Annotated in this window: 28 protein-coding genes; 10 read left to right on the top strand and 18 right to left on the bottom strand. The window is 49.9% G+C overall.

Going from position 1 to position 24,382, the window contains the following annotated elements; genetic code table 11:
- Positions 1-16 precede the first annotated feature (16 nt).
- Positions 17-199, top strand: a complete 183-nt coding sequence (locus EOS97_RS21825) for a general stress protein (RefSeq protein WP_000807642.1) — start codon at positions 17-19, stop codon at positions 197-199.
- A 119-nt stretch (positions 200-318) separates the two neighbouring features.
- On the opposite strand, the gene EOS97_RS21820 is transcribed toward EOS97_RS21825, so the two are convergent.
- The gene (locus tag EOS97_RS21820) at positions 319-846 is read right to left on the bottom strand and encodes a 2-oxo-tetronate isomerase (RefSeq protein ID WP_001235357.1); all 528 of its coding nucleotides are present in this window, start codon (positions 844-846) and stop codon (positions 319-321) included.
- 426 nt (positions 847-1,272) lie between these two features.
- On the opposite strand from EOS97_RS21820, the gene EOS97_RS21815 reads away from it, so the two are divergent.
- Positions 1,273-1,665: a YdeI family stress tolerance OB fold protein gene (locus EOS97_RS21815; RefSeq protein WP_000776349.1), complete on the top strand. Its 393-nt coding sequence runs from the start codon at positions 1,273-1,275 to the stop codon at positions 1,663-1,665.
- Positions 1,666-2,011: 346 nt separating this feature from the next.
- On the opposite strand, the gene mgtS is transcribed toward EOS97_RS21815, so the two are convergent.
- Both mgtS and ydeE read right to left on the bottom strand, forming a co-directional pair.
- The gene (mgtS, locus tag EOS97_RS21805) at positions 2,012-2,107 is read right to left on the bottom strand and encodes a protein MgtS (RefSeq protein ID WP_000901531.1); all 96 of its coding nucleotides are present in this window, start codon (positions 2,105-2,107) and stop codon (positions 2,012-2,014) included.
- Positions 2,108-2,353: 246 nt separating this feature from the next.
- Positions 2,354-3,541: an efflux MFS transporter YdeE gene (gene ydeE / locus EOS97_RS21800; protein WP_001068055.1), complete on the bottom strand. Its 1,188-nt coding sequence runs from the start codon at positions 3,539-3,541 to the stop codon at positions 2,354-2,356.
- A 227-nt stretch (positions 3,542-3,768) separates the two neighbouring features.
- On the opposite strand from ydeE, the gene eamA reads away from it, so the two are divergent.
- Positions 3,769-4,671, top strand: a complete 903-nt coding sequence (gene eamA, locus EOS97_RS21795; RefSeq protein WP_127836197.1) for an O-acetylserine/cysteine exporter — start codon at positions 3,769-3,771, stop codon at positions 4,669-4,671.
- 118 nt (positions 4,672-4,789) lie between these two features.
- Here the strand turns inward: eamA and marB are convergent, their stop codons facing one another.
- From marB to marR, 3 genes are read right to left on the bottom strand one after another with little or no spacing between them, the layout of a single operon-like run.
- On the bottom strand, positions 4,790-5,005 hold the full coding sequence (marB, locus tag EOS97_RS21790; protein ID WP_000783051.1) for a multiple antibiotic resistance protein MarB: 216 nt from the start codon (positions 5,003-5,005) through the stop codon (positions 4,790-4,792).
- Positions 5,006-5,033: 28 nt separating this feature from the next.
- Entirely contained in the window at positions 5,034-5,417 is a 384-nt protein-coding gene (gene marA / locus EOS97_RS21785) for an MDR efflux pump AcrAB transcriptional activator MarA (RefSeq protein WP_000091194.1), read from the bottom strand.
- Positions 5,418-5,436: 19 nt separating this feature from the next.
- A complete protein-coding gene (gene marR, locus EOS97_RS21780) occupies positions 5,437-5,871 on the bottom strand; it encodes a multiple antibiotic resistance transcriptional regulator MarR (RefSeq protein ID WP_000843434.1) in 435 nt (144 codons plus the stop codon).
- 258 nt (positions 5,872-6,129) lie between these two features.
- On the opposite strand from marR, the gene EOS97_RS21775 reads away from it, so the two are divergent.
- On the top strand, positions 6,130-6,795 hold the full coding sequence (locus EOS97_RS21775) for a MarC family NAAT transporter (protein WP_000968968.1): 666 nt from the start codon (positions 6,130-6,132) through the stop codon (positions 6,793-6,795).
- 46 nt (positions 6,796-6,841) lie between these two features.
- Here EOS97_RS21775 and EOS97_RS21770 read toward each other — a convergent pair whose 3' ends face one another.
- Both EOS97_RS21770 and EOS97_RS21765 read right to left on the bottom strand, forming a co-directional pair.
- Positions 6,842-8,032, bottom strand: coding sequence for a sugar transporter (locus EOS97_RS21770; RefSeq protein WP_000154617.1), 1,191 nt, complete (start codon positions 8,030-8,032; stop codon positions 6,842-6,844).
- 115 nt (positions 8,033-8,147) lie between these two features.
- On the bottom strand, positions 8,148-9,020 hold the full coding sequence (locus tag EOS97_RS21765; RefSeq protein ID WP_000366528.1) for a LysR family transcriptional regulator: 873 nt from the start codon (positions 9,018-9,020) through the stop codon (positions 8,148-8,150).
- A gap of 102 nt (positions 9,021-9,122) precedes the next feature.
- Here EOS97_RS21765 and sad point away from each other — a divergent pair, with 102 nt between their 5' ends.
- The 4 genes from sad (at position 9,123) to EOS97_RS21745 (ending at position 13,039) form a co-directional block, all read left to right on the top strand.
- A complete protein-coding gene (gene sad / locus EOS97_RS21760; protein ID WP_000178412.1) occupies positions 9,123-10,511 on the top strand; it encodes a succinate-semialdehyde dehydrogenase in 1,389 nt (462 codons plus the stop codon).
- A gap of 72 nt (positions 10,512-10,583) precedes the next feature.
- Positions 10,584-11,510: a glutaminase B gene (gene glsB / locus EOS97_RS21755; protein WP_000090081.1), complete on the top strand. Its 927-nt coding sequence runs from the start codon at positions 10,584-10,586 to the stop codon at positions 11,508-11,510.
- Positions 11,510-11,869, top strand: a complete 360-nt coding sequence (locus EOS97_RS21750) for a DUF4186 domain-containing protein (RefSeq protein ID WP_000992449.1) — start codon at positions 11,510-11,512, stop codon at positions 11,867-11,869. Before glsB ends, EOS97_RS21750 begins: the two co-directional genes overlap by 1 nt.
- Positions 11,870-12,124: 255 nt before the next feature.
- On the top strand, positions 12,125-13,039 hold the full coding sequence (locus tag EOS97_RS21745; protein WP_001804844.1) for a bestrophin family protein: 915 nt from the start codon (positions 12,125-12,127) through the stop codon (positions 13,037-13,039).
- Positions 13,040-13,094: 55 nt separating this feature from the next.
- On the opposite strand, the gene EOS97_RS21740 is transcribed toward EOS97_RS21745, so the two are convergent.
- On the bottom strand, positions 13,095-13,637 hold the full coding sequence (locus EOS97_RS21740) for a DUF4440 domain-containing protein (RefSeq protein ID WP_000513118.1): 543 nt from the start codon (positions 13,635-13,637) through the stop codon (positions 13,095-13,097).
- A gap of 716 nt (positions 13,638-14,353) precedes the next feature.
- On the opposite strand from EOS97_RS21740, the gene ompC reads away from it, so the two are divergent.
- Positions 14,354-15,472, top strand: coding sequence for a porin OmpC (ompC, locus tag EOS97_RS21735; RefSeq protein ID WP_000758335.1), 1,119 nt, complete (start codon positions 14,354-14,356; stop codon positions 15,470-15,472).
- A gap of 140 nt (positions 15,473-15,612) precedes the next feature.
- Here the strand turns inward: ompC and hypA are convergent, their stop codons facing one another.
- Genes hypA through EOS97_RS21690 form a run of 9 tightly spaced genes read right to left on the bottom strand, consistent with a single transcriptional unit; the run spans position 15,613 to position 22,843 of the window.
- On the bottom strand, positions 15,613-15,954 hold the full coding sequence (gene hypA, locus EOS97_RS21730) for a hydrogenase maturation nickel metallochaperone HypA (RefSeq protein ID WP_000544772.1): 342 nt from the start codon (positions 15,952-15,954) through the stop codon (positions 15,613-15,615).
- 12 nt (positions 15,955-15,966) lie between these two features.
- A complete protein-coding gene (locus tag EOS97_RS21725) occupies positions 15,967-16,854 on the bottom strand; it encodes an ATP/GTP-binding protein (protein ID WP_001189404.1) in 888 nt (295 codons plus the stop codon).
- Positions 16,842-17,903 (bottom strand): hydrogenase expression/formation C-terminal domain-containing protein, encoded by a 1,062-nt coding sequence (locus EOS97_RS21720; RefSeq protein ID WP_001016752.1) that lies wholly within the window; start codon positions 17,901-17,903, stop codon positions 16,842-16,844. The genes EOS97_RS21725 and EOS97_RS21720 overlap by 13 nt, the downstream gene beginning before the upstream one ends.
- A gap of 17 nt (positions 17,904-17,920) precedes the next feature.
- The gene (locus tag EOS97_RS21715) at positions 17,921-18,331 is read right to left on the bottom strand and encodes a hydrogenase (protein WP_000155985.1); all 411 of its coding nucleotides are present in this window, start codon (positions 18,329-18,331) and stop codon (positions 17,921-17,923) included.
- Positions 18,328-18,627 carry a HypC/HybG/HupF family hydrogenase formation chaperone gene (gene hypC / locus EOS97_RS21710; protein ID WP_000334910.1) on the bottom strand — a complete coding sequence of 100 codons (300 nt, stop codon included), beginning with the start codon at positions 18,625-18,627 and terminating at the stop codon, positions 18,328-18,330. Before hypC ends, EOS97_RS21715 begins: the two co-directional genes overlap by 4 nt.
- Positions 18,627-19,235, bottom strand: coding sequence for a HyaD/HybD family hydrogenase maturation endopeptidase (hybD, locus tag EOS97_RS21705; protein WP_000852664.1), 609 nt, complete (start codon positions 19,233-19,235; stop codon positions 18,627-18,629). Before hybD ends, hypC begins: the two co-directional genes overlap by 1 nt.
- Positions 19,236-19,240: 5 nt before the next feature.
- Positions 19,241-19,984 carry a Ni/Fe-hydrogenase, b-type cytochrome subunit gene (gene cybH, locus EOS97_RS21700; protein ID WP_000924456.1) on the bottom strand — a complete coding sequence of 248 codons (744 nt, stop codon included), beginning with the start codon at positions 19,982-19,984 and terminating at the stop codon, positions 19,241-19,243.
- On the bottom strand, positions 19,935-21,737 hold the full coding sequence (locus EOS97_RS21695; RefSeq protein WP_000331200.1) for a nickel-dependent hydrogenase large subunit: 1,803 nt from the start codon (positions 21,735-21,737) through the stop codon (positions 19,935-19,937). The genes cybH and EOS97_RS21695 overlap by 50 nt, the downstream gene beginning before the upstream one ends.
- Positions 21,738-21,739: 2 nt before the next feature.
- On the bottom strand, positions 21,740-22,843 hold the full coding sequence (locus EOS97_RS21690) for a hydrogenase small subunit (RefSeq protein WP_001194448.1): 1,104 nt from the start codon (positions 22,841-22,843) through the stop codon (positions 21,740-21,742).
- Positions 22,844-23,271: 428 nt separating this feature from the next.
- Between EOS97_RS21690 and EOS97_RS21685 the strand changes: the two genes are divergently transcribed.
- Positions 23,272-24,363 (top strand): choloylglycine hydrolase family protein, encoded by a 1,092-nt coding sequence (locus EOS97_RS21685; protein ID WP_000976503.1) that lies wholly within the window; start codon positions 23,272-23,274, stop codon positions 24,361-24,363.
- Positions 24,364-24,382 lie beyond the last annotated feature (19 nt).

The raw sequence follows: 24,382 nt of genomic DNA, 5'->3' as shown, positions 1-24,382 counted from the left end.
TCATGAGGATTATATTATGGCAGAACATCGCGGCGGTTCCGGTAATTTTGCAGAAGATAAAGAGAAAGCCTCAGAAGCAGGTCGTAAAGGCGGCCAGCATAGCGGTGGGAACTTTAAAAACGACCCACAGCGTGCATCTGAAGCGGGTAAAAAAGGTGGCCAGAATAGCCACAGTGGCGGACGGAAATCCGGCAATTAATTTTACTCCTGATATTTCGTAAATATATTCTGAAATATTGCGCATACGATGCGGGCCATAGGCTCGCATTTTTTTATTCTGACCGGGAGTTATTCTGACCGGTCAGATGAAATTATTGTTTATGCTTTCTTCGTTAACAGAAAAAGCAATTCAGCGAGGGCGAAGCGTACGCATTTTTCCAATACTTCCTGACAATCTCCGTTGAAATGTTGTCGGCTTGTAAAAGTTGTATTGTTAATATTCCAGGCAAACCAAACGGTGCCCGCCGGCGTGCCATCTTCGCCGCCTTCCGGACCGCCATAGCCGCTGATTGCTATGCTGATATTGACCTCAGCCTGATCCTTAGCGCCCTGTGCCATTTCAGTAACGACCGCTTCGCTGACGGCGGTATGTTCGGCAAGGCTGTGGCGTTGTACGCGTAAGATTTTTGCTTTGGCTTCATCAGTAAAGGTGACATAACCCACACCGTAAAATGAGGGCGTATCTTCTGCTGCGCACAATGCTGAAGCCAGTTTCCCGCCAGTGCAGGATTCTGCAGTGGTCAGACGGAGTTTCTGGTTAACCAGTAAATCACCAAGTTTTTTTGTCAGGCTATCGACGGATTCGGCTTCATCAAGGGTGACAATATCGTGCTGTTCTAATCTCATCGTTTATTTTTCCGTTACAGAGACAAATGAAATATGTTCGTTCTTCTCAAGTATGGCATATTTATTTTATGACATTGTCAGTGAATGATTATTTTATCCAGTTACCAACAAACCCGCTGTTGCATAACTTGCTTACTTTCTTACGGCGATGACTGTCATTGATTATGCGTAAGGCCATTATCCTCCAAAAATAAAGCCGATTATTCTGAATTGCTATCCAGACGTTGATGCATATGACTTCAGCTATGTGGCAAGTTCTCTATTACGCCGTTACGCTTTCGCGCTCACCGGCGCTGATGTCGGTTGCATATTAATCCGGATGGGTTGATTTTATTGCTTAATATTCTGTGGGTAAATTCATGTTTGTAAAAACTAAAAATAGCGGCCAGACTTAATACGTCAAATAGACGTTATTAAGGAGAGAGCATGAAACTACAGGTGGCTGCATTTTTAAGTTTTCTGATAATGCCTTACGCGCTAGCGGATGATCAAGGGGGATTAAAAAAAGACGTGGCACCGCCGCCGCCTCATGCTATTGAGGATGGTTATCGTGGTACGGATGATGCAGAAAAAATGACCATCGAACAGGCAAAAACCCTGCATGATGGCGCGACCGTTTCGCTGCGCGGCAACCTTATTGATCATAAAGGCGACGATCGCTATGTATTTCGTGATAAATCCGGCGAGATTAACGTGATAATTCCTTCCGCCGTATTTGATGGGCGGCAAGTTCAGCCGGATCAAATGATCAACATTAACGGTAGTCTGGACAAGAAAGCGAAGGAACCGCTTGTTCGCGTGAACCGACTGCAAAAATAACGCGCGCTAACCGGCAATCTCCAGGTCAGCCATACGGGGCACGCGGCTGGCCTGATACCATGGCTCTTGTAAAAGCGCCTGGGGGACAAAAGGTCCCATAATGTCTTATTCAGGTCTGGTTGCGTATCGTTTAAGCTTCATTGATATTGACGGTGCTACAGTCGTTAGCGATCCGTTATCCTCGCAAGAATTTGCCCGGTAGCGTATAAGCAAAACACAAATCTATCCATGCAAGCATTTACCGCTGGTGAACCGGCGGTTTTTTTTGCCTGCCATCCAGACAAAAGCGGCCCCTTGCGCAACGATGCAGCAAGGGGCCGGCTCTGCGAGGGATTATCTCCGTTCATTAATCATCCCATTTGTGACTGAACCAGGCGGCCAGAAATCCGGAAAATAAAATAATTCCTAATACAACGATAAAAAGGTTAATACTGCCTAACATCTCGTTTCTCCTTATTTTAGCGTGCATCCTCTTTTTTAAAAACCTCGTACAGACTATAGTACTAATTTATACTTAAGCAAAGTCTGAATTGCGTATTTATTTTACTGGAAGGGTAAAGCATTAGAATATTTTCGTCAGCGCCCAGGAATATTCCTGAATTATCGCAGTGACAGCAGATAATTAGCCTGCAATATATAGGGTTAACCCAGTGCGCCAGAAACTGCGCACATCACTGGCTGCAGATAATTAACAGGTGATAGCCTGCTGCGTATGGGTAATCCGCATTCCTTTTAACATCAGTGCCCAGGCGAACACAATGGCGATTATCAGGACAACGAAAAGCGACCAGGCGGGAAGCGTCGTCAGGATGACGCCGCTGGCCAGCGGGTTTACCGCCGCACCCAGCCAGCCCAGCGATTGCGCTGAAAAATAGCTGGCTTTCATCCCGGCAGGCGCAATGTTGTCAATTAACATATATTCGCCGGGGGCATAAATAATTTCGCCAATCGTGAATACTGCCGCTGAAAGCCCCCAAAAAAACAGATTGTCGCCTGAAAAAATAAATCCGATGAGCCCGGCGATAAAAAAGACGGTGCCGGTCGTCATCATTGGTCGAATATTGACGGCGGTAAGTCGACGGCCCACGGCGTATTGCAAACTGACCACAATAACCGCATTAACCGGCAGGACGACGGCTACCACTTTTTCCGCGAAGCCGCTATCGGCAACGACCATAACGTACTGTGAAATACAGGACGCAAAGGCACCCCCCACAAAGGAGGCCAGAAATGCCGAAAGCGTAAACCACAATAATGCTTTGTCGCGCAGCAGAACGGAGGGAGACCAGATAGCGGCATTTTTCCCCTCGCTGGCGGCAACCGAACGTGTCACCCATACCTGAATAAAGACCAGCGGGAATGCGGAACAGATGGCGGCAAGCCAGAAGGGTAAATTGATGCTTTGCATCACCAGCAGCGTGCCGAGCGGCGGGCCAACCGTCCAGCCGATATTGAGTACGGTATAATTGAGCGAAAAAATCCGCGTTTTTGTTGTCGCGGTGAGGTTATCGGCGAACCAGGCTTTCAGGACGGTAGAAAAAACCGAATAGGCGCAGTTAATAAGCGCAAAAAGCAGGACAACCAGTACGACATTATGCACCATTGGGATGGCGATAAATCCACAGGCGAAGGCGATAATCGCGAGTAACATGTAGCGCTTTTTATCAAACTTGTCCGCCAGAATCCCAAAGCCAAGACTAAAGACGACGCCAATCGTTAACGCGCTGGTCAGCGCGTAGCCAATCAGATCCACGCCTAAACCGTACTGACGGTTAAGATAGATGGTCATAAAGGGGAGCGTGGCGCCGCGTCCAATTGTCAATAACAGCGATGAGGCGAGTAGAGCCAACGTCGAACGTCTCAATCCTGGATTCATTTTTCCTGCCTGAAATGGAGGTTACGTATCGGGACGTTTTAATCTACCGTGCCCGCAAAAGCATGATGTCTATACGCTATAGCGTAGTCTTAACATACCATAACGCAGGATTTTGCCCATCGTGTGTTGTTCAATGCCATGCTCACGGTAAAAAGAAAAGTCCTGTTATGGCGCACTGATTTCCGATAACTTACCTTTTTACAAAATTTTAATAATGACAGGGGCCGATGATGTCGCGTAAAGACGGTTTTTTGGCGTTACTGGTGGTTGTCGTATGGGGGCTCAATTTTGTTGTCATCAAAGTAGGCCTGCACCATATGCCGCCATTATTGCTGGCAGGATTACGATTTTTACTGGTGGCGTTTCCGGCAATTTTCTTTGTCGCCCGGCCTAAAGTCCCGCTTACGCTGTTGCTGGGCTATGGGCTGACGATAAGCTTTGGGCAGTTCGCCTTTCTCTTTTGCGCGATAAAGTTTGGTATGCCCGCAGGACTGGCGTCGTTGGTATTACAGGCGCAGGCCTTTTTTACCATGGCTTTGGGGGCGTTTGCTTTTAGCGAGCGGTTACAACGTAAGCAGTTGGCGGGGATCGCCCTGGCGATTATAGGTGTACTGGTATTGATTGAAGCCAGTCTCAACGGACAGCATATAGCGATGTCGGGATTTATGCTGACTCTGGCGGCGGCATTTAGCTGGGCCTGCGGCAATATCTTTAATAAAAAAATTATGCAACATAGTCCGCGCCCGGCGGTGATGTCGCTGGTGGTCTGGAGCGCGCTGATCCCGATCCTGCCGTTCCTGCTGTCATCGCTGCTACTGGAGGGGGCGGATCACATTACGCAAAGCCTTATTACCATCGATATGACGACGATATTGTCGCTGCTTTATCTGGCTTTTGTCGCCACTATACTTGGCTACGGCATCTGGGGCACGTTACTGGGGCGCTATGAGACCTGGCGCGTGGCGCCGTTATCATTGCTGGTGCCGGTAGTCGGGCTGGCGAGCGCCGCGGTGTTACTCGGGGAAACGTTGACCGGGATGCAGCTTGCGGGCGCAGTACTGATTATGGCTGGACTCTATATCAATGTATTTGGATTTCGTGTGCGCCGTACTGCCCGCGTCAGGGGATGAGGCATTATGTTACTAAGAAGACAAACGCTAATTTCAGACCATGCCGCGGGGTAATAGCGGCGGACTTGTCATCGCCAGACGGTACTAAAAAAATGCCCCGCAAAACGGGGCAAAGAGGTTAAAGGTGTTGGTCGTTATAATAGGGCACGCCTAATTCATCTGACTTATCGCTGTTCACGCTCACGGGGTGAAGGTCATTTGGCGGATCGCTTACACAGGGCAGCAGCATCACATCGCGGCTATTTTGCGCCACAGGTAACAAAGTTTGTTCTGCAATGCCATATCCGGAGGCGATAAGTAACAGACCCGGCAGGGCGGGAAACAGCATTTTCATAGTGCTCTTCGCGTGGCGCATAAACAAACTAGTAGTTGCCATGGTTCAGCGGCAGCATATACCGTGATTCGCCATGCATATTGGTGATCCGGTATTTGTGTGGCGGCACATCAAAGTAGTTTTTGAACGTCCGGGTCAATGTTTGCTGTGACTCAAAGCCATAGCGTTCCGCCAGATAGAGAATGGGCTCGTTGCTCTCTTTTAATTTTTGCGCGATTTCCGTCATCTTACGGCTGCGGATGTATTGACCTAATGAATGACCGGTCTCTTTTTTAAACATCCGTTGCAGGTGCCATTTGGAATATCCTGAACGCTCAGACACTTTTTCCAGTGAGAGCGGCGACTCCAGGTTATCCTCGATCCAGTCCAAAATGCTATGAATAGTAATAGCGTCAGTGTTGCGTCTGGACATCGTCATACCTCTTTTTTGTCTACGGCAGAATTTTCTTGAGCAAATACTCAAGCGTTGCCACTTCGTCCGCCGTTAAGTTTTTTGTTAATTCCTGATGCAGGTCTTGCCCTGGTCGTTGATGACATTGCTCACAAATTGCCGCGCCGTCCGGCGTTAGCTTCACCAGTACGCCGCGTTTGTCATTAGGATTCGGCAGTCTTTCGATCCAGCCTTTGCACAGCAGGCGGTCGAGCATCCGCGTCAATGCGCCGAGATCGACAGACAGCACTTTTTTAAGTTCAACCGGGGTAATACATCCCGCGCAGCGTATCGAGCACAGCACTTTAAACTGTGTTGCGGTGATATCCAGCGGGGATAAATAGTTATTTAACAGGCGATCTTTTTTTTGATTTACCATGTAGATCAAGCGACCCAGCGGAATGATTTCATTGAACAGATCACTGGTGCTTTTCAAAATGGTTGCCCCGGCAAGTAATTAATTTCGTCAGATACTATTGCCCAGGCAAGTATAAGTCAACTAAATGAATTGACCGATGCCACGATTTGCTAAAAGGCGTCCGGAGTATTGTGTTGTGATAACTTGTAACTAATTGATAATTACAGGTTATATGTTGTAGAGGATATTAATTTGCACACTGGCGAAATGGCGCGCCTGGGCAATTTCACTTTATACTTCCGGTTCATGAAACGCTGATGGGTAAGAGATAGTATTATGATGGATTTGTTTAAAGCGATTGGATTGGGGCTGGTCGTACTGCTCCCGTTAGCCAATCCGCTAACCACCGTGGCGCTGTTTCTTGGCCTTGCGGGCAATATGAATAGTGCGGAACGCAACCGGCAGTCCTATATGGCTTCGGTTTATGTCTTCGCTATTATGATGGTGGCGTACTACGCCGGGCAGTTAGTTATGAACACCTTCGGTATTTCGATTCCAGGGCTACGGATCGCCGGGGGGTTAATCGTGGCGTTTATCGGCTTCAGAATGCTTTTCCCGCAGCAGAAGGCGCATGAGTCGCCGGAAGCGAAAAGCAAATCGGAGGAGCTGGCAGACGAACCGACGGCCAATATTGCGTTTGTTCCACTGGCTATGCCAAGCACCGCAGGACCGGGGACCATCGCAATGATCATCAGTTCCGCTTCCACGGTGCGTCATGGCGGCGAGTTTCCCGACTGGGTCATTATGGTCGCGCCGCCGATTATTTTTCTTGCCGTGGCGGTGATCCTGTGGGGATGCTTACGCAGTTCTGGCGCTATTATGCGGCTGGTGGGTAAAGGGGGGATTGAAGCGATCTCCCGCTTAATGGGATTCCTGCTGGTGTGTATGGGCGTGCAATTTATTATCAACGGCGTGTTGGAAATTATTAAAACGTACCACTAAGGCGCATTGTCGTCTGCCGGAAACCTGTTCCCGGCAGACAAATGTCTTAATGCGGTTGTTCTTCCAGCGTCACTGGCCATTTGCGGAATATGAGCACAGCCCATACCAGCGCGGCACAGGCGGGTATGGCGCCAATATAGCCGATGGCCGACATTGACCAGTGCAAACTCACCTGATTACCTACCAGCGCGCCAGCGCCAATACCAATATTAAAGATGCCTGAAAATAGCGCCATTGCGACATCGGTCGCGTCCGGGGCCAGCGCCAGTACTTTCACCTGCATACCGAGCCCTATCACCATAATCGCGATGCCCCAGAAAATGCTCAGTATGGCCAGATGCGCTTCGCTATCCGCCGCAGGCAGCAGCAGAAGCAGACAGACAACCAGCAGGGCAATAGCGATACTGACGAGCGACGAGGCATGACGATTACCCAGTTTACCAAACACGAGGCTGCCGATGATCCCGGCGCCGCCGAGGATCAGTAACAGGACGGTAGCAAAATTCGCACTGAGCCCGGCGACATTCTGAACGAACGGTTCAATATAGCTATAAGCTGTGTAATGCGCAGTCACCACAACGACGGTCAGTACATAGAGGCTCATCAGCGCCGGGCGTCGGAATAGCAAAGGTAAACTTTTTAGTGAGCCGGAATGCTCGCTCGGCAATTTCGGTAGAAGCTTAATCAGACATAGCAGCGTAATTAATGCGCCCATGCCGATGGCAAAAAAGGTGGTGCGCCAGCCAAAATACTGACCAACAACGCGACCTATCGGCAGCCCAAGCACCATGGCCAACGCGGTGCCGGTCGCTATCAGACTTAATGCCTGCGCGCGTTTCCCGGCAGGGGCCAGGCGGATCGCCAGCGAGGCGGTTATCGACCAGAAAATAGCGTGGGCGAAAGCGATGCCAATACGGCTAATGACCAGCACGGTAAAGTTCCATGCCAGAAAGGAGAGCACATGGCTGGCAATAAACAAAACAAACAGACAAATGAGTAGTTTACGGCGCTCCATTTGACTGGTAAGAAGCATAAAGGGCAGCGACATGACGGCAACTACCCAGGCGTAAATGGTTAGCATGATGCCGACCTGCGCGGTTTGCATATGAAAGCTTTCAGCAATGTCTGACAGCAAACCAACCGGCACAAATTCTGTGGTATTGAAAATAAAAGCGGCAATAGCAAGCGTAACTACCCGTAGCCACGCGACCTTGCGGGAAACTGGATTGATTGTCATAAAAATATTTCGGGTTAGTTGCGAGAAGGTGAGGCCGCAATCTTAAAACGTTTACTGGCGAAAAGACAATCATTTTGTGACCTGCTTCTCATTTACTTCGCAGGCCGTTTCGTCTTCAGTCGACGCTCGCCAGTTGGGCGTTAAGTAACTCGATAAAGGCCTCAAGCTGACGCGTCATCGCCCCGCGCCGCCACATTAGCCATGTGTTAAGCCAGCGCCACTTCTCCGCCAACGGCCAGGCTTCCACCTGATGATGTCCTGGCATACTGTTGAGCATACTTGCTGGCATCAGCGCAATACCTGCGCCGGCAATTACGCACGCCAACATTCCATGATATGACTCCATTTCGTGAATCGTACCGGGGGTCGCGCCATCGGCATGAAACCAGCTTTCGAAATGCCGTCGGTAAGAACAGTTGGCGCGAAAAGCATAGATGTTATAACCATTCACCTCGCTGGCCCGCGAAACGACGGAATGGCCGTGTGGCGCGACGATCATCATCTCTTCCTGGTAAGCCGGTATACCTTCCAGCCCCGGATGCATTAGCGGGCCATCAATAAAGGCGGCGTTCAGCTTTCCCTCGAGCACGCCATCCAGCATGGCGCCGGAAGGACCGGTCGTTAACGCGAACTGAATTTTAGGGTAACGCTGGTTATAACCCGCCAGCAGTGCGGGGATTCGTACGGCGGCAGTACTTTCTAACGCGCCGAGTGAAAACAGTCCTTGCGGTTCCTCTCCGGCAACCACCATACGGGCTTCATCAACCAGCGCCAGGATCTGCTGGCTGTAACGTAAAAAGTTATGCCCGGCTGGTGACAGCCTGAGTCGCTGGTTTTCGCGAATAAACAGAGAGACGCCCAGGTCGGCTTCAAGCTGACGGATACGCGTGGTCAGGTTGGACGGAACGCGGTGCACTTTTGCCGCCGCCTGCGAAATGCTGCCCGTCAGAGCGACAGCGTTAAACATTTCTAGTTGCGTCAGGTCCATGGTTTTCTCAATTCGTGAATAGTCTGGTTAATATTATTCATTTTTCAGAAAGGGTAAAGGGCGTCATGATGGTACAACTCCCCTGATAACGAGAGAAAGAACATGACCATGATGACTGCAACACAGGCGTTATCCGTGAATCCTGCGACCGGCCAGACGCTGGCGGCAATGCCCTGGGCTAACGCGCAAGAGATTGAACATGCGCTGAGTCTGGCGGCGAGCGGTTTCAAAAAGTGGAAAATGACATCGGTAGCGCAACGGGCGCAAACATTACGTGATATTGGTCAGGCGCTTCGCGCTCATGCAGAAGAGATGGCGCAATGTATTACGCGTGAAATGGGTAAACCCATAAAGCAGGCGCGTGCGGAAGTGACGAAATCCGCCGCGTTATGCGACTGGTATGCGGAACATGGCCCGGCAATGCTGAATCCTGAGCCTACGCTGGTAGAAAATCAGCAGGCGGTGATTGAATACCGTCCGCTGGGCGTCATCCTGGCGATAATGCCGTGGAATTTTCCTTTATGGCAGGTGTTACGCGGGGCAGTGCCGATACTGCTGGCGGGGAATAGCTACTTGTTAAAACATGCGCCCAATGTCACGGGTTGCGCGCAGATGATAGCCCGAATCTTGACGGAAGCCGGTACTCCCGCTGGCGTCTATGGATGGGTGAACGCTAATAATGAGGGCGTGAGTCAGATGATTAACGATCCGCGAATCGCGGCGGTGACGGTGACCGGTAGCGTGCGCGCCGGCGCGGCGATTGGTGCTCAGGCTGGGGCGGCGCTGAAAAAGTGCGTACTGGAACTGGGGGGCTCGGATCCGTTTATTGTACTCAATGATGCCGATCTTGAGCTGGCGGTAAAAGCTGCGGTTGCAGGACGCTATCAAAACACCGGACAAGTCTGCGCCGCCGCCAAACGTTTCATTGTCGAAGAGGGCATTGCGCAGGCGTTTACCGATCGCTTTGTAGCGGCTGCCGCAGCATTAAAGATGGGTGATCCTCTGGTTGAAGAGAATGACCTGGGGCCGATGGCGCGCTTTGATCTGCGTGATGAACTCCATCAACAGGTGCAGGCTTCCGTCGCCGAAGGCGCACGGCTACTGTTGGGCGGAGAGAAAATCGCCGGGGAGGGCAACTATTATGCCGCGACCGTTCTGGCGGATGTCACACCTGACATGACTGCATTTCGTCAGGAGCTTTTTGGGCCTGTTGCCGCCATTACCGTTGCAAAAGATGCGGCGCACGCCCTCGTGCTGGCGAATGACAGTGAGTTTGGCCTGTCGGCGACGATCTTTACCGCCGACGATACGCTGGCCGCGGAGATGGCGGCGCGTCTTGAGTGCGGCGGGGTATTCATTAATGGGTACAGCGCCAGCGATGCGCGTGTGGCATTCGGCGGGGTGAAGAAAAGCGGCTTCGGTCGCGAGCTTTCGCACTTTGGTTTACACGAATTTTGTAATGTGCAGACCGTCTGGAAGAACCGCGTCTAATCGCCCTGACGTCGCGTGGCGCCCTCTGCTATACTCGCAGGCCTTTTCAGACCTGCGAGCAAGGAGCATGTTGTGGCCAGGGCCATGGATAATGCAATTTTAGAGACGATTTTACAGCGCGTTCGCCCCCTCATTGGCCAGGGCAAAGTCGCTGACTATATTCCGGCATTAGCGTCCGTCGAGGGTTCAAAGCTGGGGATAGCGATTTGTACCGTGGACGGGCAGCATTATCAGGCGGGCGATGCGCACGAACGCTTCTCTATTCAGTCTATTTCGAAAGTGCTCAGTCTGGTGGTGGCGATGCGTCATTATCCGGAAGAGGAGATCTGGCAGCGCGTCGGAAAAGATCCTTCCGGCTCGCCGTTCAATTCGTTGGTTCAGTTAGAGATGGAACAAGGCATCCCGCGTAATCCATTTATTAATGCGGGCGCGCTGGTGGTATGCGACATGTTGCAAGGCCGGCTTAGCGCGCCGCGTCAGCGGATGCTGGAAGTTGTGCGCGCGCTCTGTGGCGTATCGGATATTACGTATGACGCTACGGTCGCGCGCTCTGAATTTGAGCATTCCGCCCGTAACGCCGCTATTGCCTGGCTGATGAAATCATTCGGTAATTTTCATCATGATGTGCCTACCGTGTTGCAAAATTACTTCCACTACTGTGCGTTGAAAATGAGCTGCATGGAACTGGCGAGGACGTTTGTCTTTCTGGCGAATCAGGGCGAGGCGTTTCATCTCGACGAGCCGGTAGTTACCCCCATGCAGGCCCGGCAGATTAATGCGCTAATGGCGACCAGCGGTATGTATCAGAATGCCGGAGAGTTTGCCTGGCGGGTGGGATTGCCCGCTAAATCCGGCGTGGGCGGCGGTATTGTCGCCATAGTGCCGCATGAAATGGCGATTGCCGTCTGGAGTCCGGAGCTGGATCCTGCGGGAAACTCTCTGGCAGGTATCGCCGCGCTTGAGCAATTAACACAAACGTTAGGACGTTCGGTATACTGATGAACGCGCTTGAACCGCTCTTTGCCCGCCTGGCGCGATCGACATTTCGTTCGCGTTTTCGTCTCGGGATAAAAGAAAGACAATATTGCTGGGATAAAGGCGCGGAGGTAATTGATAAACACGCCGCCGATTTTATCGCCCAGCGACTGGCGCCAGCTCACCCGGCGAATGATGGTAAGCAAACGCCGATGCGGGGCCATCCGGTATTTATCGCGCAACATGCGACGGCAACCTGCTGTCGCGGGTGCCTGGCGAAGTGGCACCAGATACCTCAGGGAGAACCGCTGAGCGAAGCGCAGCAACAGTATATTGTCAGCGTTATCCATTACTGGCTGGTCATACAAATGAATCAGCGGTAGAGCAGCGCGTCGTTGCTGACGCTTTCCCCGATAAATCACCCTATACCACTGATAGCAGCCGTTGACCGTCATATATCTCATGTGCTGAAGTGTCTTTTTAGTTACAACATACATTTGGTTGTTTTTTTTCAACGCCTGTCAGCACTGTGCAAAAAAATGCTCTACAGGGCAGGGGAGCCGTGTATCACCAGAAGCTTGCAACCTTGATCTGGATCACGTTTAATGACAGTGCTTTTTTACCTGCTGAAGATAATCATGATCGTTAGACCACAACAGCACTGGATTCGCCTGATATTTGTCTGGCATGGTTCCGTGTTATCTAAAATCTTTTCACGACTGCTCCTTAACTTTCTTCTTTCTATCGCCGTTATTATCATGCTGCCCTGGTACACAATGCTGGGTATTAAGTTTACCCTTGCGCCGTTTAGCATACTGGGCGTCGCTATCGCCATTTTTCTTGGGTTTCGCAATAATGCCTGTTATGCGCGTTACGTCGAAGCGCGACATTTGTGGGGGCAGTTGATGATCGCTTCACGCTCAATACTGCGTGAGGTGAAAACAACCTTACCTGATGAACGCGGTATCGAGGATTTTGTTCGGTTACAAATCGCTTTTGCCCACTGTTTGCGTATGACATTGCGTCGACAGCCTCAAACGCAAGTTCTGGGCAACTATCTTGACCAGGGCGCGTTACAGAAAGTTGTCGCTTCCCATTCGCCCGCTAATCGTATCTTATTGCTGATGGGAGAGTGGCTGGCGATTCGCCGCCACAGCGGAAAGCTTTCCGATATTTTATTTCATAGCCTCAACAACCGTTTAAATGATATGTCGTCAGTGTTGGCCGGCTGTGAACGCATCGCCAACACGCCGGTGCCTTTTGCCTATACGTTAATTTTGCATCGTACGGTTTATCTTTTCTGCATTATGTTGCCATTTGCACTGGTGGTTGATCTGCACTATATGACGCCGTTTATTTCGGTGCTTATTTCTTATACGTTTATCGCGCTGGATGCGTTAGCAGAAGAGTTGGAAGATCCGTTCGGTACTGAAAATAATGATTTACCGCTGGATGCGATATGCAATGCGATAGAAATCGATTTACTGCAAATGAATGATGAAAGGGATATTCCGGCAAAACGGATACCGGATAAACGCTATCAACTGACCTAAGCTCGACTTAACTGGCGCAGAATGTTCATCTGCGCCATAACCTGAAGAGCAAAGCTTAATAGCCTTCTCCAACGCCGGTTTTGGCTGGACCGGAGTAGTGGACATGAACGATTCGCCATCCTGTGTTTGGTATCTTCGCCCACACCTGGCTTTCGCGGCCTGTCGTGTGTTGAGTCTGCCCATTATCACGGCGTACCGCGGTAAAATGCCAGTCGAACTCTGCAACGGCGGCATTGCCATACACATGAATAGCAGGGGGAGCGTCCAGTTTTAATGTGCGTTTGCTGAAGGTTTTACCCATAGTGGCACCATAAAAATTTTCAGCGATCTGCGACCATCCGCGTTCGTGACCGCGTGGATGAATAAAACTGGTATCCGGTGAAACATAAAAAAGCTGCTTGCCTAACGTTGGGTCTGCCTTATCTATTGAATAAAGGTAACGGTTAATGCCTTCTGTAATTTCTTGTTTAACGGTCGACGTAGCTTCATTTTGTGCGGCGGTTGGCGTTGCCGCTGATGCCGATGACGCCATCAGAGTTAACGTTATCGCGGCGGCAGAAAACAATAGTGACGTTTTTTGCATAATAGTTATACCCATATGGTCTGTTTTTGAGACGCTTTATCTTTCCTGTTACGTTCACCTTTATACTAAAGGAGCATGGCTCACGAACAATAAAAAACATCCTTCTATAAAATTACCCCGAAAAGGGAGTAGTGCAATTAAGAATATCGTATTTGTTTGTAACGGCATGACTCAAAATATCAACATTTAGAGTTTCAGTATTGTTGTTGTCCATTGACTTACTTTTATGTTTATTACCACTGGTAAATAGTTAATCTTATGAATAGTGATACACAAATGACCGTTTGCGCTATGTGATAATTAACCATAGTAAAAATACACGAAGCGAAGAAGTGCTATTTCAGTAGTACTGATATTTTCATAACGCTAATTTAAAAATAAATGTAAACGTAACAAATTATACACAAAAATAAGAAGGACTGTGGCCTCAACTGACTTGATTATGATTCCGTCTTACCGAATGTCAGCCTGGTGTTCAGTGCCATTCTCGCCCTGGCATCCCCGACCGTAAGCCAGTTCTCTAAGGGTAACCCCCTTGTTATTACAGCAGAAAACAGGGCATATCATTGATGTAGCCATGCTTAACTTGCATTTTAACATCACTAATACATAGCAAGCTAATATTACACTTTGAAACTTAACGCGCGGTAATTGTTAGTGATATTGTCCTGGACAGTTCCGCGAGCAGGTTTTGCGGAAAGTCCAAAAATAAGACAAATAAGGCATATAAAATGAAAAAAGTAGTGGTGTTATCTGCGGTAGCCGCAGCCGTAATGATGGCTGGAGCCGCCAACGCAGCAGAAATCTATAACAAGGATGGCAATAAACTGGATTTGTATGGCAAGGTCGACGGCCTGCATTATTTTTCCAGTAATCATAGTACGGATGGCGATCAATCTTATATCCGTATGGGTATTAAAGGCGAGACTCAAATTACCGATCAACTAACCGGTTTTGGACAGTGGGAGTATCAGGTCAACGCCAATCGTCCGGAAGATGGTGACTCCAGCGGTTCCCCGCAAAGCTGGACGCGTCTCGGTTTTGCTGGTTTGGCATTTGCCGATATGGGATCTGTTGATTATGGTCGTAACTATGGCGTGTTATACGACATTGGTTCATGGACTGACGTACTGCCTGAATTTGGTAATGATTCGTATGAAGCTTCCGATAATTTTATGACCGGACGCGCGAATGGCGTTCTGACTTATCGCAATAATGATTTCTTTGGTCTGGTTGATGGTCTGAATATTGCGTTGCAGTATCAGGGTAAAAATGACGGCCTGTCGAAAGAAGGCGATCCTTTAAGTAATAATGCCAGAAAAAGTATCGCATACCAGAATGGCGATGGTTTCGGGGCATCAGCGACATATGATTTGGGCATGGGGGTGAGTCTGGGGGCAGCCTATACCAGTTCCAAACGCACGCTTGATCAGATGACGCAAGATAAATACGACAATGGTGACCGCGCTGAAGCCTGGACTGGCGGCGTGAAGTATGATGCCAATAATATTTACCTGGCGGCAAACTATACCCGTACTTATGATATGACCTATATGGGCGATACATTGGGCGGCTTTGCACATAAAACCGATAACTGGGAAATGGTAGGGCAATATCAATTTGATAATGGCTTACGCCCATCACTGGCGTTCCTGCAATCCAGAGCCAATGATGTTGATGGACTGGGTTCGTTCGACCTTGTGAAATATATTGATGTGGGTTCCTACTACTACTTCAATAAAAATATGTCCGCGTATGTTGACTACAAAATCAATCTGCTAAAAGATGGCAACCCATCGAATCCTAATACAGACAACACCGTGGCGCTCGGCTTAGTCTACGAGTTTTGATAAAACTTGCTGATTAAGACAGTTTAGGGATACCCTCCTTTTCCCAAAACTGTGTCACTGCTTAACCTTTATTATTGTTAATTTATTCTTTTATTATTTCAGGACGCTTCTGGCGTCCTTTTTTATTGACTATTCGTTGACTATTCGACTTCGATCTCGCGAATGCGCATTCTGCTACTGTCATCTATCTGCACTTTGCCTGAATGACAAAAGGGGCAACAGAGTGTGGATGTTTGAGAGGTGAAGGGTTGATTACAGGACAGACACCAACCTTGCGCCGGTGCGATAGTAATGTGGAAACGCGCATTGTCAGCAAGGGTATGACGAGCGGCGACGTCCAGGCCAAAATGCAGCGCCGGCACCTCAACACAGGCCATAACGCCAATCTCCAGCCAGACTTGCTTTACCTTGCTGAACTGGTGATTTACTGCCTGCTCCTCCAGCAATTCGATAATATTTTGCGCCAGGGCTAATTCATGCATGGGCCAGCTCCTTCATTCAACAATATTTACGGCGACACAAGGATCAATTACCTGTAACTGTTGCGACCACAATGAGAGTGGAATAGTGGCCAGTTCGCGAGCAATGACGCCGTCAGATTGGGCGTGACGTGTGGTAGGCGAGATAATACGGTAATCAAGAATATTGCCTGACGTCGTCAGTCTGGCCTGATGAACTAACCATCCTCGCGCGGTTTCCACTACCGCTATTTTCCATTCGCCATCATCAAAACGATTCCAGCGCAGGGTAGGAAGGGCGCTCAAACTTCGGGCGAGCGTAATGCAGCGGGCCAGCAGACGTAGCGCAGTCGTTTTTCCGCTAAGACAACAGGCTGACAGTAGCGGATATTCGATAGCCAGAGGCGAGACATCCAGGGGACCATGGGTTATTAACGTATGGTCCGGGGACGACGCCATCGGTAGTGTAGGTGTAATGATATTCTGTACTGCCGCCAGCCAGCGGGCGGTTTCAGAACGCTCTTGCAAAAACCAGGCTTCCCAGCCCTTTACGCCAGCGGCAAGCCAGGCCTGAGGATCATCGTCAAAAAAGATTGTGCTTGCCAGCGGGGATAACTCTCCGCGACGTAACAACGCCCATTCTTCAGCGGTTGCCTGTCGGTGGCTAAACAGGGGGAGCCAGTCGGTCAACGCGCGACGGAGCGTTTCTCGCGCCAGCTCCTGTTGTGCGGCCTGCATATCTGGCTTCTCTTCAGGAAACAACAGTAAAGCCGCCGCTACGCTGTGCGCCTGAGCGCACAACGTAAACAAACGTGAAATAAGCGTTTTTGCGTACACCGGTGTTGCGCCCTGTAACAAACGACCGATCGGCGCCTCCTGCCAGATAATCCGTAGCGGGTGAGAATAGACGGTCAATCTTTGCACGAATTATTACCTTCATCGATCACCATAAACCCGGACTTACTGGTTTCGCAAACCGGACAGCACCAGTAATCAGGTAACTGGTTGAAGGGCACGCCGGGTGGAATTTGCCATACATCATCGCCCAGCGCAGGGTCGTAAACCCACCAACATACTTTGCACTCCATGCGCACCACTGGCTCATTTTCTGTGACCGGGTATTCTTTCAACCATTCCAACGTATTTTTTAGCCCCGCGTAGGCATCTTCGATATCGTCGATGCCTGCAACGGCGATATCAGGAATGTCCGCTATCTCAATCATATCTTGCAGTAATGTGTTCATATCATTGAAATAATTGACCCGCCATACGCCGGGAAAATGCGTGCTTACAATCCGGCATTTACCATATCCGCGTGAAAAAATAGCGCTACAGCCTTCGCCTAAAAAATGATCCAGATACTCGCGATCGGCATCGTTTACTGGCAACAGCGTTAAGTTAATGATATGCGGCTCTTTTACCGGCTGTTTTACGCGCTCGGCTATTTCATGCGCGATAAAGGCGCCATTCATCAATCCCGCCGGTTGTGGCGGCAATTCTGGTGTAATCGGCGGCTGCGGATGCGTCTGCCAGATGCTCTCCGGGATCGGGCCAATGATAATTTCATCGGCAACCCGTTGCTGGTCAGCGTTATATTCACGCACACGCCAGACGCCCGTAAAAACCGTCTCCTGAATACGCTGTTCTTTTCCATCGGGTAATAGTACCCGGGCGGATATTTCACCTTCGCCGAGCAGTTGATCCAACAAACCGCTATTCTGTTGCTCAGTGGCACTCAGCTTATAGCTCAGGGGAAAGGGGAGCGTTGCCACCGGGTTATCCATATCGCGAATAAGCGTAGTCAGGATGTGTCTGGCAACACGAAGCTCAGCGGGCAGCGCCTGTTCCGGTAAAACCGGCGTCAGTGGGAGATTAATGCCGGCGGGGATAGGAAGAAAGTTAAAGTCTTCCTCTTCTGGCTGCGAGCCTGGTCCGGCAATATTAACGACTGGAATAGTTCTGGAATGATTCACGTGTGTTACCTTTCATTCTATTGCGTGATAACGGGAATATCCTGACGATAGCCCGGTGTGGTCAGCAATGCGGCCACCCGCTGAGAGTATTCTTGCCAGCTATATAATCCCGCCAGACTGCCGACAAAACGGTGCTGGCGAAAGAAAAGCAGCGCCGGATATTTCAGAATGCGATACTCCCGGGCGATCAGTTCACTCTGTTCGCTATCCGCAAATGCCGCGGTATAAGACGTCGCCGGAAATTGCTTGAGGATCTCCGGGATAATGACCCAACTGTCGGCGACTTCCGGATGTTTGTTGGGGTCGCTTTGCAGCAAAACCAGCACAGTCGGATGCGCATTAATCAACGACGGGAGCGTTTGCGCATCGGTAACCAGAAAGCCTTTATCCGCCAGTGGACAAACAGGATTTTGGGGTGAGATAGTCATTTTTTTAAATGCTCCGGTAATTCAGGCGTGCGAGACAATAAATCGGCAAAACCGGTCAGCGGATCGCTTTGCGTGAGCATGGCCTGTTCCAGCGAGTCTAGCGCCGCCAGTACCTCAACGGCTTCCGTTTCGTCCATTTCTCGTCGTGCTGCGCCGCCAAATGTCAGCAGCCATGCGCCTGCTAAGGGGGGAGCCACAAGCCGAATATCAACGTCGATAAGCTCGCCGTGTCGGTCGCGGCATTTGGCGAACCACTGACCGGGTGAAATAACCTGCACAGGAACGCCGATACACATTATGATTTCTCTCTCTGTAGCACCCGAATATCGCCGACCCGGCAAGCGCTTTGCGCATCTGGCCGTTCATCTTCGTAGCGTTCCATACACAGGCTGTAATGATTGAGTCTTTCAGTGGGCAAGGCCGCTGAAGAGGCGGTGATACCCCATTGCGCCAGCACTTCCTGCGCGAGATAGACCGCAGGCATCAGTTGCGCCTTTACCTGCGGCGTAAGACTTCCGCCATAGTCATCCAGACATTCCGGCTGCACGCCAATCAGCACAATCTCCGATAACTGGCCGCCGGTTAATTGCAGCAATGCCAGCACTTCAGAAAAACTGGTCTGATGTAAACTGAGTTTTTTCGCCGTCAGATAGGCGGGAACCTGTTCATCACGAAACATCGCCAGCGAACCTGGCGCCATACCAAAATCGATAGCATCCATGATTAACAGTTTTTCGGTCTGTTGCAGCCAGGGCAGCAGCGCCAGCCCCTGCGTACCGCCATCAACAACGTCAACTTTCTCGTTATCGGCATACTGTTCAAACAGCTTTTCCGCCGCTCTGACGCCGAACCCTTCATCTGCCCAAAGCAGGTTGCCAAGCCCTAAGATTGTTACTTCTGCCATTGTTATCACCTGAACCAGCGCCAGCCGCTTATCATGACGGAAATCACGCTTTGTCGGCTCATAATGTCTTCACGGATAGCGGTATAAACATGCGCAATGACGAAGGCGATAATGAACCACATGCCCAGCCGGTGCCAGAAATGTAGCGCGAGGCTATCGTTGCCAGTCAGGCGAATCATCCAGCCAAACCATTGATACGCCCAACTGTCTGTTCCAAGCCCTTCGCCATAGAGCGCAAAGCCGCTACACACCATCAGTACGGACATCCAGAAATAGAACATTACCGCCAGTCCCGCTACCGGATTATGTCCATAGTAACGATGGGCCTCTTTTTCGAGGAAAAAATACCAGCGGATTTCGCTGATAACGCCTTTGCGCCAGGCGCGGCGCCAGAACGGAACCAGAAACATCTCCCTGGCGTACTCATTGCCGACACATGCCCAGTAAATACGAAACAGCAGCGCGACAGTAAAAATATACGCCGTGGTAAAATGGATCAGTCGTATCCAGCCCATCCAAAACATAAAGGTCGCTTCACCTTGAATCGATGGCAGGGGGCGGCCAATGAAATATCCTGTAACAGCCAGGACGACAATGGATAACGCCGTGATCCAGTGCCATAAACGGACCGGCGCTTCATAGATATAGTACCCCTGGCTGGTTATTTCTTTGAGATGCATTGAGACCTCCGAATCGTCGTCATCGTACCTGAACCCTGACCAGCTCCCCTCCATGATTATCAATAACATGGGTGGAGCAGGCCAGGCAGGGATCGAAGCTGTGCAGAGTACGTAAAATCTCCAATGGTTGATCGGGAACGGCGAGTTTAGTCCCCATTAACGCCGCTTCGTACGCGCCAATTTGACCTTTATCGTCACGTGGCCCGGCATTCCAGGTTGTCGGTACCACACACTGATAGCTGTCGATTTTCTGATTTTCAATTTTTATCCAGTGCCCCAGCGCGCCACGCGGCGCCTCGCTGAAACCAACGCCTTTTGCCGATGTAGGCCAGGTATCGGGTTCCCAGAGCGTGACGTTTGCCGTCGCCGTATCGCCGGACTTGAGGTTACGCATCAGACGATCGAAGAAATATTGCAGCGTATTGCCTGCCCATACGGATTCCAGCGCACGCGCGGCAGTACGTCCTAATGTAGAAAAGAGCGCTTCTTTAGGCAGCTTTAATACACTAAGCAGTTGATCCACAGGTTCTTTAAATTCCGGTTTATTTTGATGATATCCAATCAGATAACGCGCCAGCGGACCTACCTCCATCGCATGTCCCTTCCAGCGCGGCGATTTAATCCATGAATATTTAGCGGACTCATCCACCTGTTCGATAAAGGTTTTTGTGCCTTTATAGTGTTCGCCCATGACCAGTTGCGGTTCGGTCAGACCATCCCACGGATGCAGGCCCTTATCGTTATTGCCGTTACCATAGGTATACCAGGAGTGAGTGACAAACTCCTGAATTTCATCGGGGGCGGTTAAATCGACAGGATGAATTTCGTCGAAACGACCGTTAATAATAGCCCCACGCGGAAGCAGAAGATTACTGGCGGAATAATCGTTAGGGTTATCCGGAAACTCGCCATAAGCCAGCAGGTTCATGCTCGATAACCCGCCGCCGATTTTTGCCCAGTCTTTGTAATAACTGGCAATCAGCAAGACGTCCGGAAGATAAACCTGTTCGCAGAACTGGCGAGCTTTTTGGATGATGGAACTGACAAGATTCAGACGTTCCATATTCACTGCGCCGACCGCGCCCGTTTCGTCAAGGTTGATGGCGCAAGGAACGCCGCCCACCAGCCAGTTAGGATGCGGGTTTTTGCCACCGAAAACGGTGTGAATTTTTACGATCTCTTTTTGAAAATCGAGCGCTTCAAGATAGTGGGCGACCGCCAGCAAATTGGCTTCCGGCGGAAGTTTCATCGCCGGGTGTCCCCAGTAGCCATTACGGAAAGGGCCAAGTTGACCGGACTCGATAAACCGCTTCAGTCGATTTTGCAAATCGCGGAAATATCCCGGCGAGGATAGCGGCCATGCGGAAAGGCTTTGCGCGATGGCGGAGGTCTGATGCGGGTCGGCTTTCAGGGCGGCAACCACATCAACCCAGTCCAGCGCGTGCAGATGATAAAAATGCACCAGGTGATCGTGAACGTGTAGCGTAGCCTGCATCATATTACGGATACAGTTTGCGTTGTCAGGAATCGCGATTCCCAGCGCATTTTCTACGGCACGGATTGAGGTCAGAGCGTGTGTACCGGTGCAGACGCCGCAAATGCGTTCAACAAATGCCCAGGCGTCTCGCGGATCGCGACCTTTCAGAATAACCTCCAGGCCGCGCCACATGGTGCCGGTCGACACGGCGTTAGTAATGACATTATTACTGTCGATATTCACTTCGCAGCGCATATGCCCTTCGATGCGAGTAACCGGATCGACCACAATTCGCCGTCCGCTATTGTCCAGCGTAAAACCCTGAGTCTGATAAGGATATGCCATAATTATTTTTTCTCTTCCGGAGCGTTTTCTGATGACGTGTTGTTTTTATTGCGGGCATGTTTTATGGCGCTCACCGTGGCGTGAGCGATGGCGGCAGCGCCCGCGACGCCAGCAACGCCCAGTCCGATTTTATCGGCGGTAGCCTCAATGCCGGTTTGCGGAATGCCCGTTGCCCGGCTGTAAAAAGAACCGTAATCCCAGAATCCATCTTCCGAACATCCGAGGCATCCATGACCCGACTGGATAGGAAAAGACACGCCATCATTCCAGCGAACGGTTGAACAGGCGTTATAGGTGGTCGGGCCTTTACAGCCCATCTTGTACAGGCAATACCCTTTTCTGGCGCCTTCGTCATCCCACGCTTCCACAAACTGACCGGCATCGAAATGCGCGCGTCGGTAGCATTTGTCATGAATTCGCTGGCCATAAAACATTTTTGGTCGTCCAAGACGATCAAGGGGAGGGATGCGATCAAATGCCAGCATATAGGTGATAACGGCGGACATCACTTCAGGTATAGGCGGGCAGCCAGGCACTTTAATAATGGGTTTATCGGTAATTAATTTGTGAACCGGCGTGGCTTTAGTTGGGTTGGGACGGGCTGCCTGCACGCAGCCCCATGATGCGCAGGACCCCCAGGCGATAATCGCTTTAGCATCCGCGCTGACGCGTTTTAACTTCTCCAGGAACGGCTCGCCAGCCAGTATGCAAAACATCCCATCTTCATTCAGCGGCGCGTTACCTTCCACGGCAACGATATAATTTCCTTTGTACTCACGCATCACATCCGCCAACGCCTGCTCGGCTTGTTGCCCTGCGGCGGCCATAATGGTGTCGTCATAATCCAGGGAAATGAGCGACAAAATGGCATCTTTTGCCAACGGGTGCGCAGAGCGAATGAAAGATTCGGTACAGCAGGTACATTCAAGACCATGCAGCCATATCACTGGCGTACGCGGTTTATTCTCCAGGGCATAAGCTATCTGAGGAATCATCGAACTGCTCAGGCCTAAAGACGTTGCGGTAAGGCTGCAAAACTTGAGGAAGCTACGCCTTGTCACGCCGTGTCTACGCATAACTTGATAAAATGTATCTTGTGTTTGCATAACGTTTATCCCAAACCACTATAGTTAGTGTGGGCATCATATGTTGCATTTCTTGTCTTTCTCAACGTGTTTTAGTAGCAATTATGTTTCTAATTCGTAACAACCGATTACATGTGTGCTACTCACATTACTCAAAAACATAAATTAATTTAATGTTATCGGTGTTCTAGAGTAAATATAGCGTTGTGATGGTATCTCTTAATGTTGATAAGAAACCGTGTTTTTTATTTATAACATGATGGGATTTTTTAAAATGGTCACACGAATAACGCGTTTTCATGTTAGTTCGCTGTGTTTAACTCTCCTTTAAACCCGTCAGTTAAATTTATTAGCTTGTAAAATAAGATCACAATTAATTACGTGCTGCATAACCATTGATAGGTTTAATTTAATATATTCATCCAATCCATTTTACAAACAAGGAGAGCATGATGAAAAAAAGTAAAGCAATGTTATTTATCGCTCCGGCGCTGTTTTCATACGCCCTGGCTGCACAGGCCTGCACAACCCTTGCTATTCAGGATAAACAAGGCGATATTTTTCATGGGCGTACGCTGGAATATATGCAGGATTTACCCTCATGGTTAACGTATTACCCGGCGGGAACACAGTTTGATAAAAAAACGCCGGATGGCAGCCAGGGAGTAAGCTATCAGGCGAAGTATCCGATACTGGCCATTACTTCCACCATTACTGATGGCGATAGCAGAGACATACTTGAAGGCATGAATAGCGCGGGATTGTCATTTAGTGAAAACATGATCATGAATGCGCAGTTGCCGCCATTGCCCGCGAGTGAATATAAACAGGCAATTCCTGTCACCTCGTTGGGAGAATGGGCGCTGGCCCGTTTTGCTACTGTCGGCGAGGTAAAACAGGCAATAAAAGAGGGCAAATTCTGGTCACCGGAACTGCATCGGTTTGGCGATCTGAAATCGCCATTTCATTACGCGTTTTACGACAAGAAAGGAGGAAGCATTGTCGTTGAAGTGGAAAATGGTAAATTCCATGTCTATGACAATCCCACTCGCGTGATGACAAATGGTCCCGCATTCCCCTGGCATCTGACAAATCTGAATAATTATACGCAATTAACCAATGTGGACCGCTCTTCAGGCACACTGGGCGGGATAAAAGTGATGCAGCCTGATAGCGGGATTGCTATTGCAGACTTGCCATCGTCCGATACGTCGGTTTCCCGTTTTATACGCGGCGTTTATTACACCACATATGCGCCGCAAGCGACATCCGCCCACGACGCAATGAATACGCTTGCACATATTATGAGCCGTTTCGATCGTCCGAAAAATATTACGGTTGATTATATGGGGAGTGAAGGGGAAGGCAACGCCACCCGCAAACCGGTCTCAGAATATACGGTCTGGACAACGCTGTCTGACTTAACGCACGGTGAGATGATGGTGCGCGGCTACAATGATATCAACTATAAAACCTGGTCTCTTTCTCAGTTTAAGAACGCGACAGCGCCCGTGTTCGAGAAAATCAACGTCAAAGGATAAATCGCTCGTCTCGGTTTAG

The organism is Salmonella sp. SSDFZ54, from assembly GCF_004010735.1.
GTDB classification, from domain to species: domain Bacteria; phylum Pseudomonadota; class Gammaproteobacteria; order Enterobacterales; family Enterobacteriaceae; genus Salmonella; species Salmonella enterica.
This window is presented reverse-complemented; position numbering and strand designations above follow the sequence as displayed.

Excerpts from the sequence above, each read along its gene's own strand:
- EOS97_RS21825 (WP_000807642.1), top strand. The coding sequence starts at position 17 with ATGGCAGAACATCGCGGCGGTTCCGGTAATTTTGCAGAAGATAAAGAG.
- EOS97_RS21820 (WP_001235357.1), bottom strand. The coding sequence starts at position 846 with ATGAGATTAGAACAGCACGATATTGTCACCCTTGATGAAGCCGAATCC.
- EOS97_RS21815 (WP_000776349.1), top strand. The coding sequence starts at position 1,273 with ATGAAACTACAGGTGGCTGCATTTTTAAGTTTTCTGATAATGCCTTAC.
- mgtS (WP_000901531.1), bottom strand. The coding sequence starts at position 2,107 with ATGTTAGGCAGTATTAACCTTTTTATCGTTGTATTAGGAATTATTTTA.
- ydeE (WP_001068055.1), bottom strand. The coding sequence starts at position 3,541 with ATGAATCCAGGATTGAGACGTTCGACGTTGGCTCTACTCGCCTCATCG.
- eamA (WP_127836197.1), top strand. The coding sequence starts at position 3,769 with ATGATGTCGCGTAAAGACGGTTTTTTGGCGTTACTGGTGGTTGTCGTA.
- marB (WP_000783051.1), bottom strand. The coding sequence starts at position 5,005 with ATGAAAATGCTGTTTCCCGCCCTGCCGGGTCTGTTACTTATCGCCTCC.
- marA (WP_000091194.1), bottom strand. The coding sequence starts at position 5,417 with ATGTCCAGACGCAACACTGACGCTATTACTATTCATAGCATTTTGGAC.
- EOS97_RS21775 (WP_000968968.1), top strand. The coding sequence starts at position 6,130 with ATGATGGATTTGTTTAAAGCGATTGGATTGGGGCTGGTCGTACTGCTC.
- EOS97_RS21770 (WP_000154617.1), bottom strand. The coding sequence starts at position 8,032 with ATGACAATCAATCCAGTTTCCCGCAAGGTCGCGTGGCTACGGGTAGTT.
- EOS97_RS21765 (WP_000366528.1), bottom strand. The coding sequence starts at position 9,020 with ATGGACCTGACGCAACTAGAAATGTTTAACGCTGTCGCTCTGACGGGC.
- sad (WP_000178412.1), top strand. The coding sequence starts at position 9,123 with ATGACCATGATGACTGCAACACAGGCGTTATCCGTGAATCCTGCGACC.
- EOS97_RS21750 (WP_000992449.1), top strand. The coding sequence starts at position 11,510 with ATGAACGCGCTTGAACCGCTCTTTGCCCGCCTGGCGCGATCGACATTT.
- EOS97_RS21745 (WP_001804844.1), top strand. The coding sequence starts at position 12,125 with ATGATCGTTAGACCACAACAGCACTGGATTCGCCTGATATTTGTCTGG.
- EOS97_RS21740 (WP_000513118.1), bottom strand. The coding sequence starts at position 13,637 with ATGGGTATAACTATTATGCAAAAAACGTCACTATTGTTTTCTGCCGCC.
- ompC (WP_000758335.1), top strand. The coding sequence starts at position 14,354 with ATGAAAAAAGTAGTGGTGTTATCTGCGGTAGCCGCAGCCGTAATGATG.
- hypA (WP_000544772.1), bottom strand. The coding sequence starts at position 15,954 with ATGCATGAATTAGCCCTGGCGCAAAATATTATCGAATTGCTGGAGGAG.
- EOS97_RS21715 (WP_000155985.1), bottom strand. The coding sequence starts at position 18,331 with ATGACTATCTCACCCCAAAATCCTGTTTGTCCACTGGCGGATAAAGGC.
- hypC (WP_000334910.1), bottom strand. The coding sequence starts at position 18,627 with ATGTGTATCGGCGTTCCTGTGCAGGTTATTTCACCCGGTCAGTGGTTC.
- hybD (WP_000852664.1), bottom strand. The coding sequence starts at position 19,235 with ATGGCAGAAGTAACAATCTTAGGGCTTGGCAACCTGCTTTGGGCAGAT.
- cybH (WP_000924456.1), bottom strand. The coding sequence starts at position 19,984 with ATGTTATTGATAATCATGGAGGGGAGCTGGTCAGGGTTCAGGTACGAT.
- EOS97_RS21695 (WP_000331200.1), bottom strand. The coding sequence starts at position 21,737 with ATGGCATATCCTTATCAGACTCAGGGTTTTACGCTGGACAATAGCGGA.
- EOS97_RS21690 (WP_001194448.1), bottom strand. The coding sequence starts at position 22,843 with ATGCAAACACAAGATACATTTTATCAAGTTATGCGTAGACACGGCGTG.
- EOS97_RS21685 (WP_000976503.1), top strand. The coding sequence starts at position 23,272 with ATGATGAAAAAAAGTAAAGCAATGTTATTTATCGCTCCGGCGCTGTTT.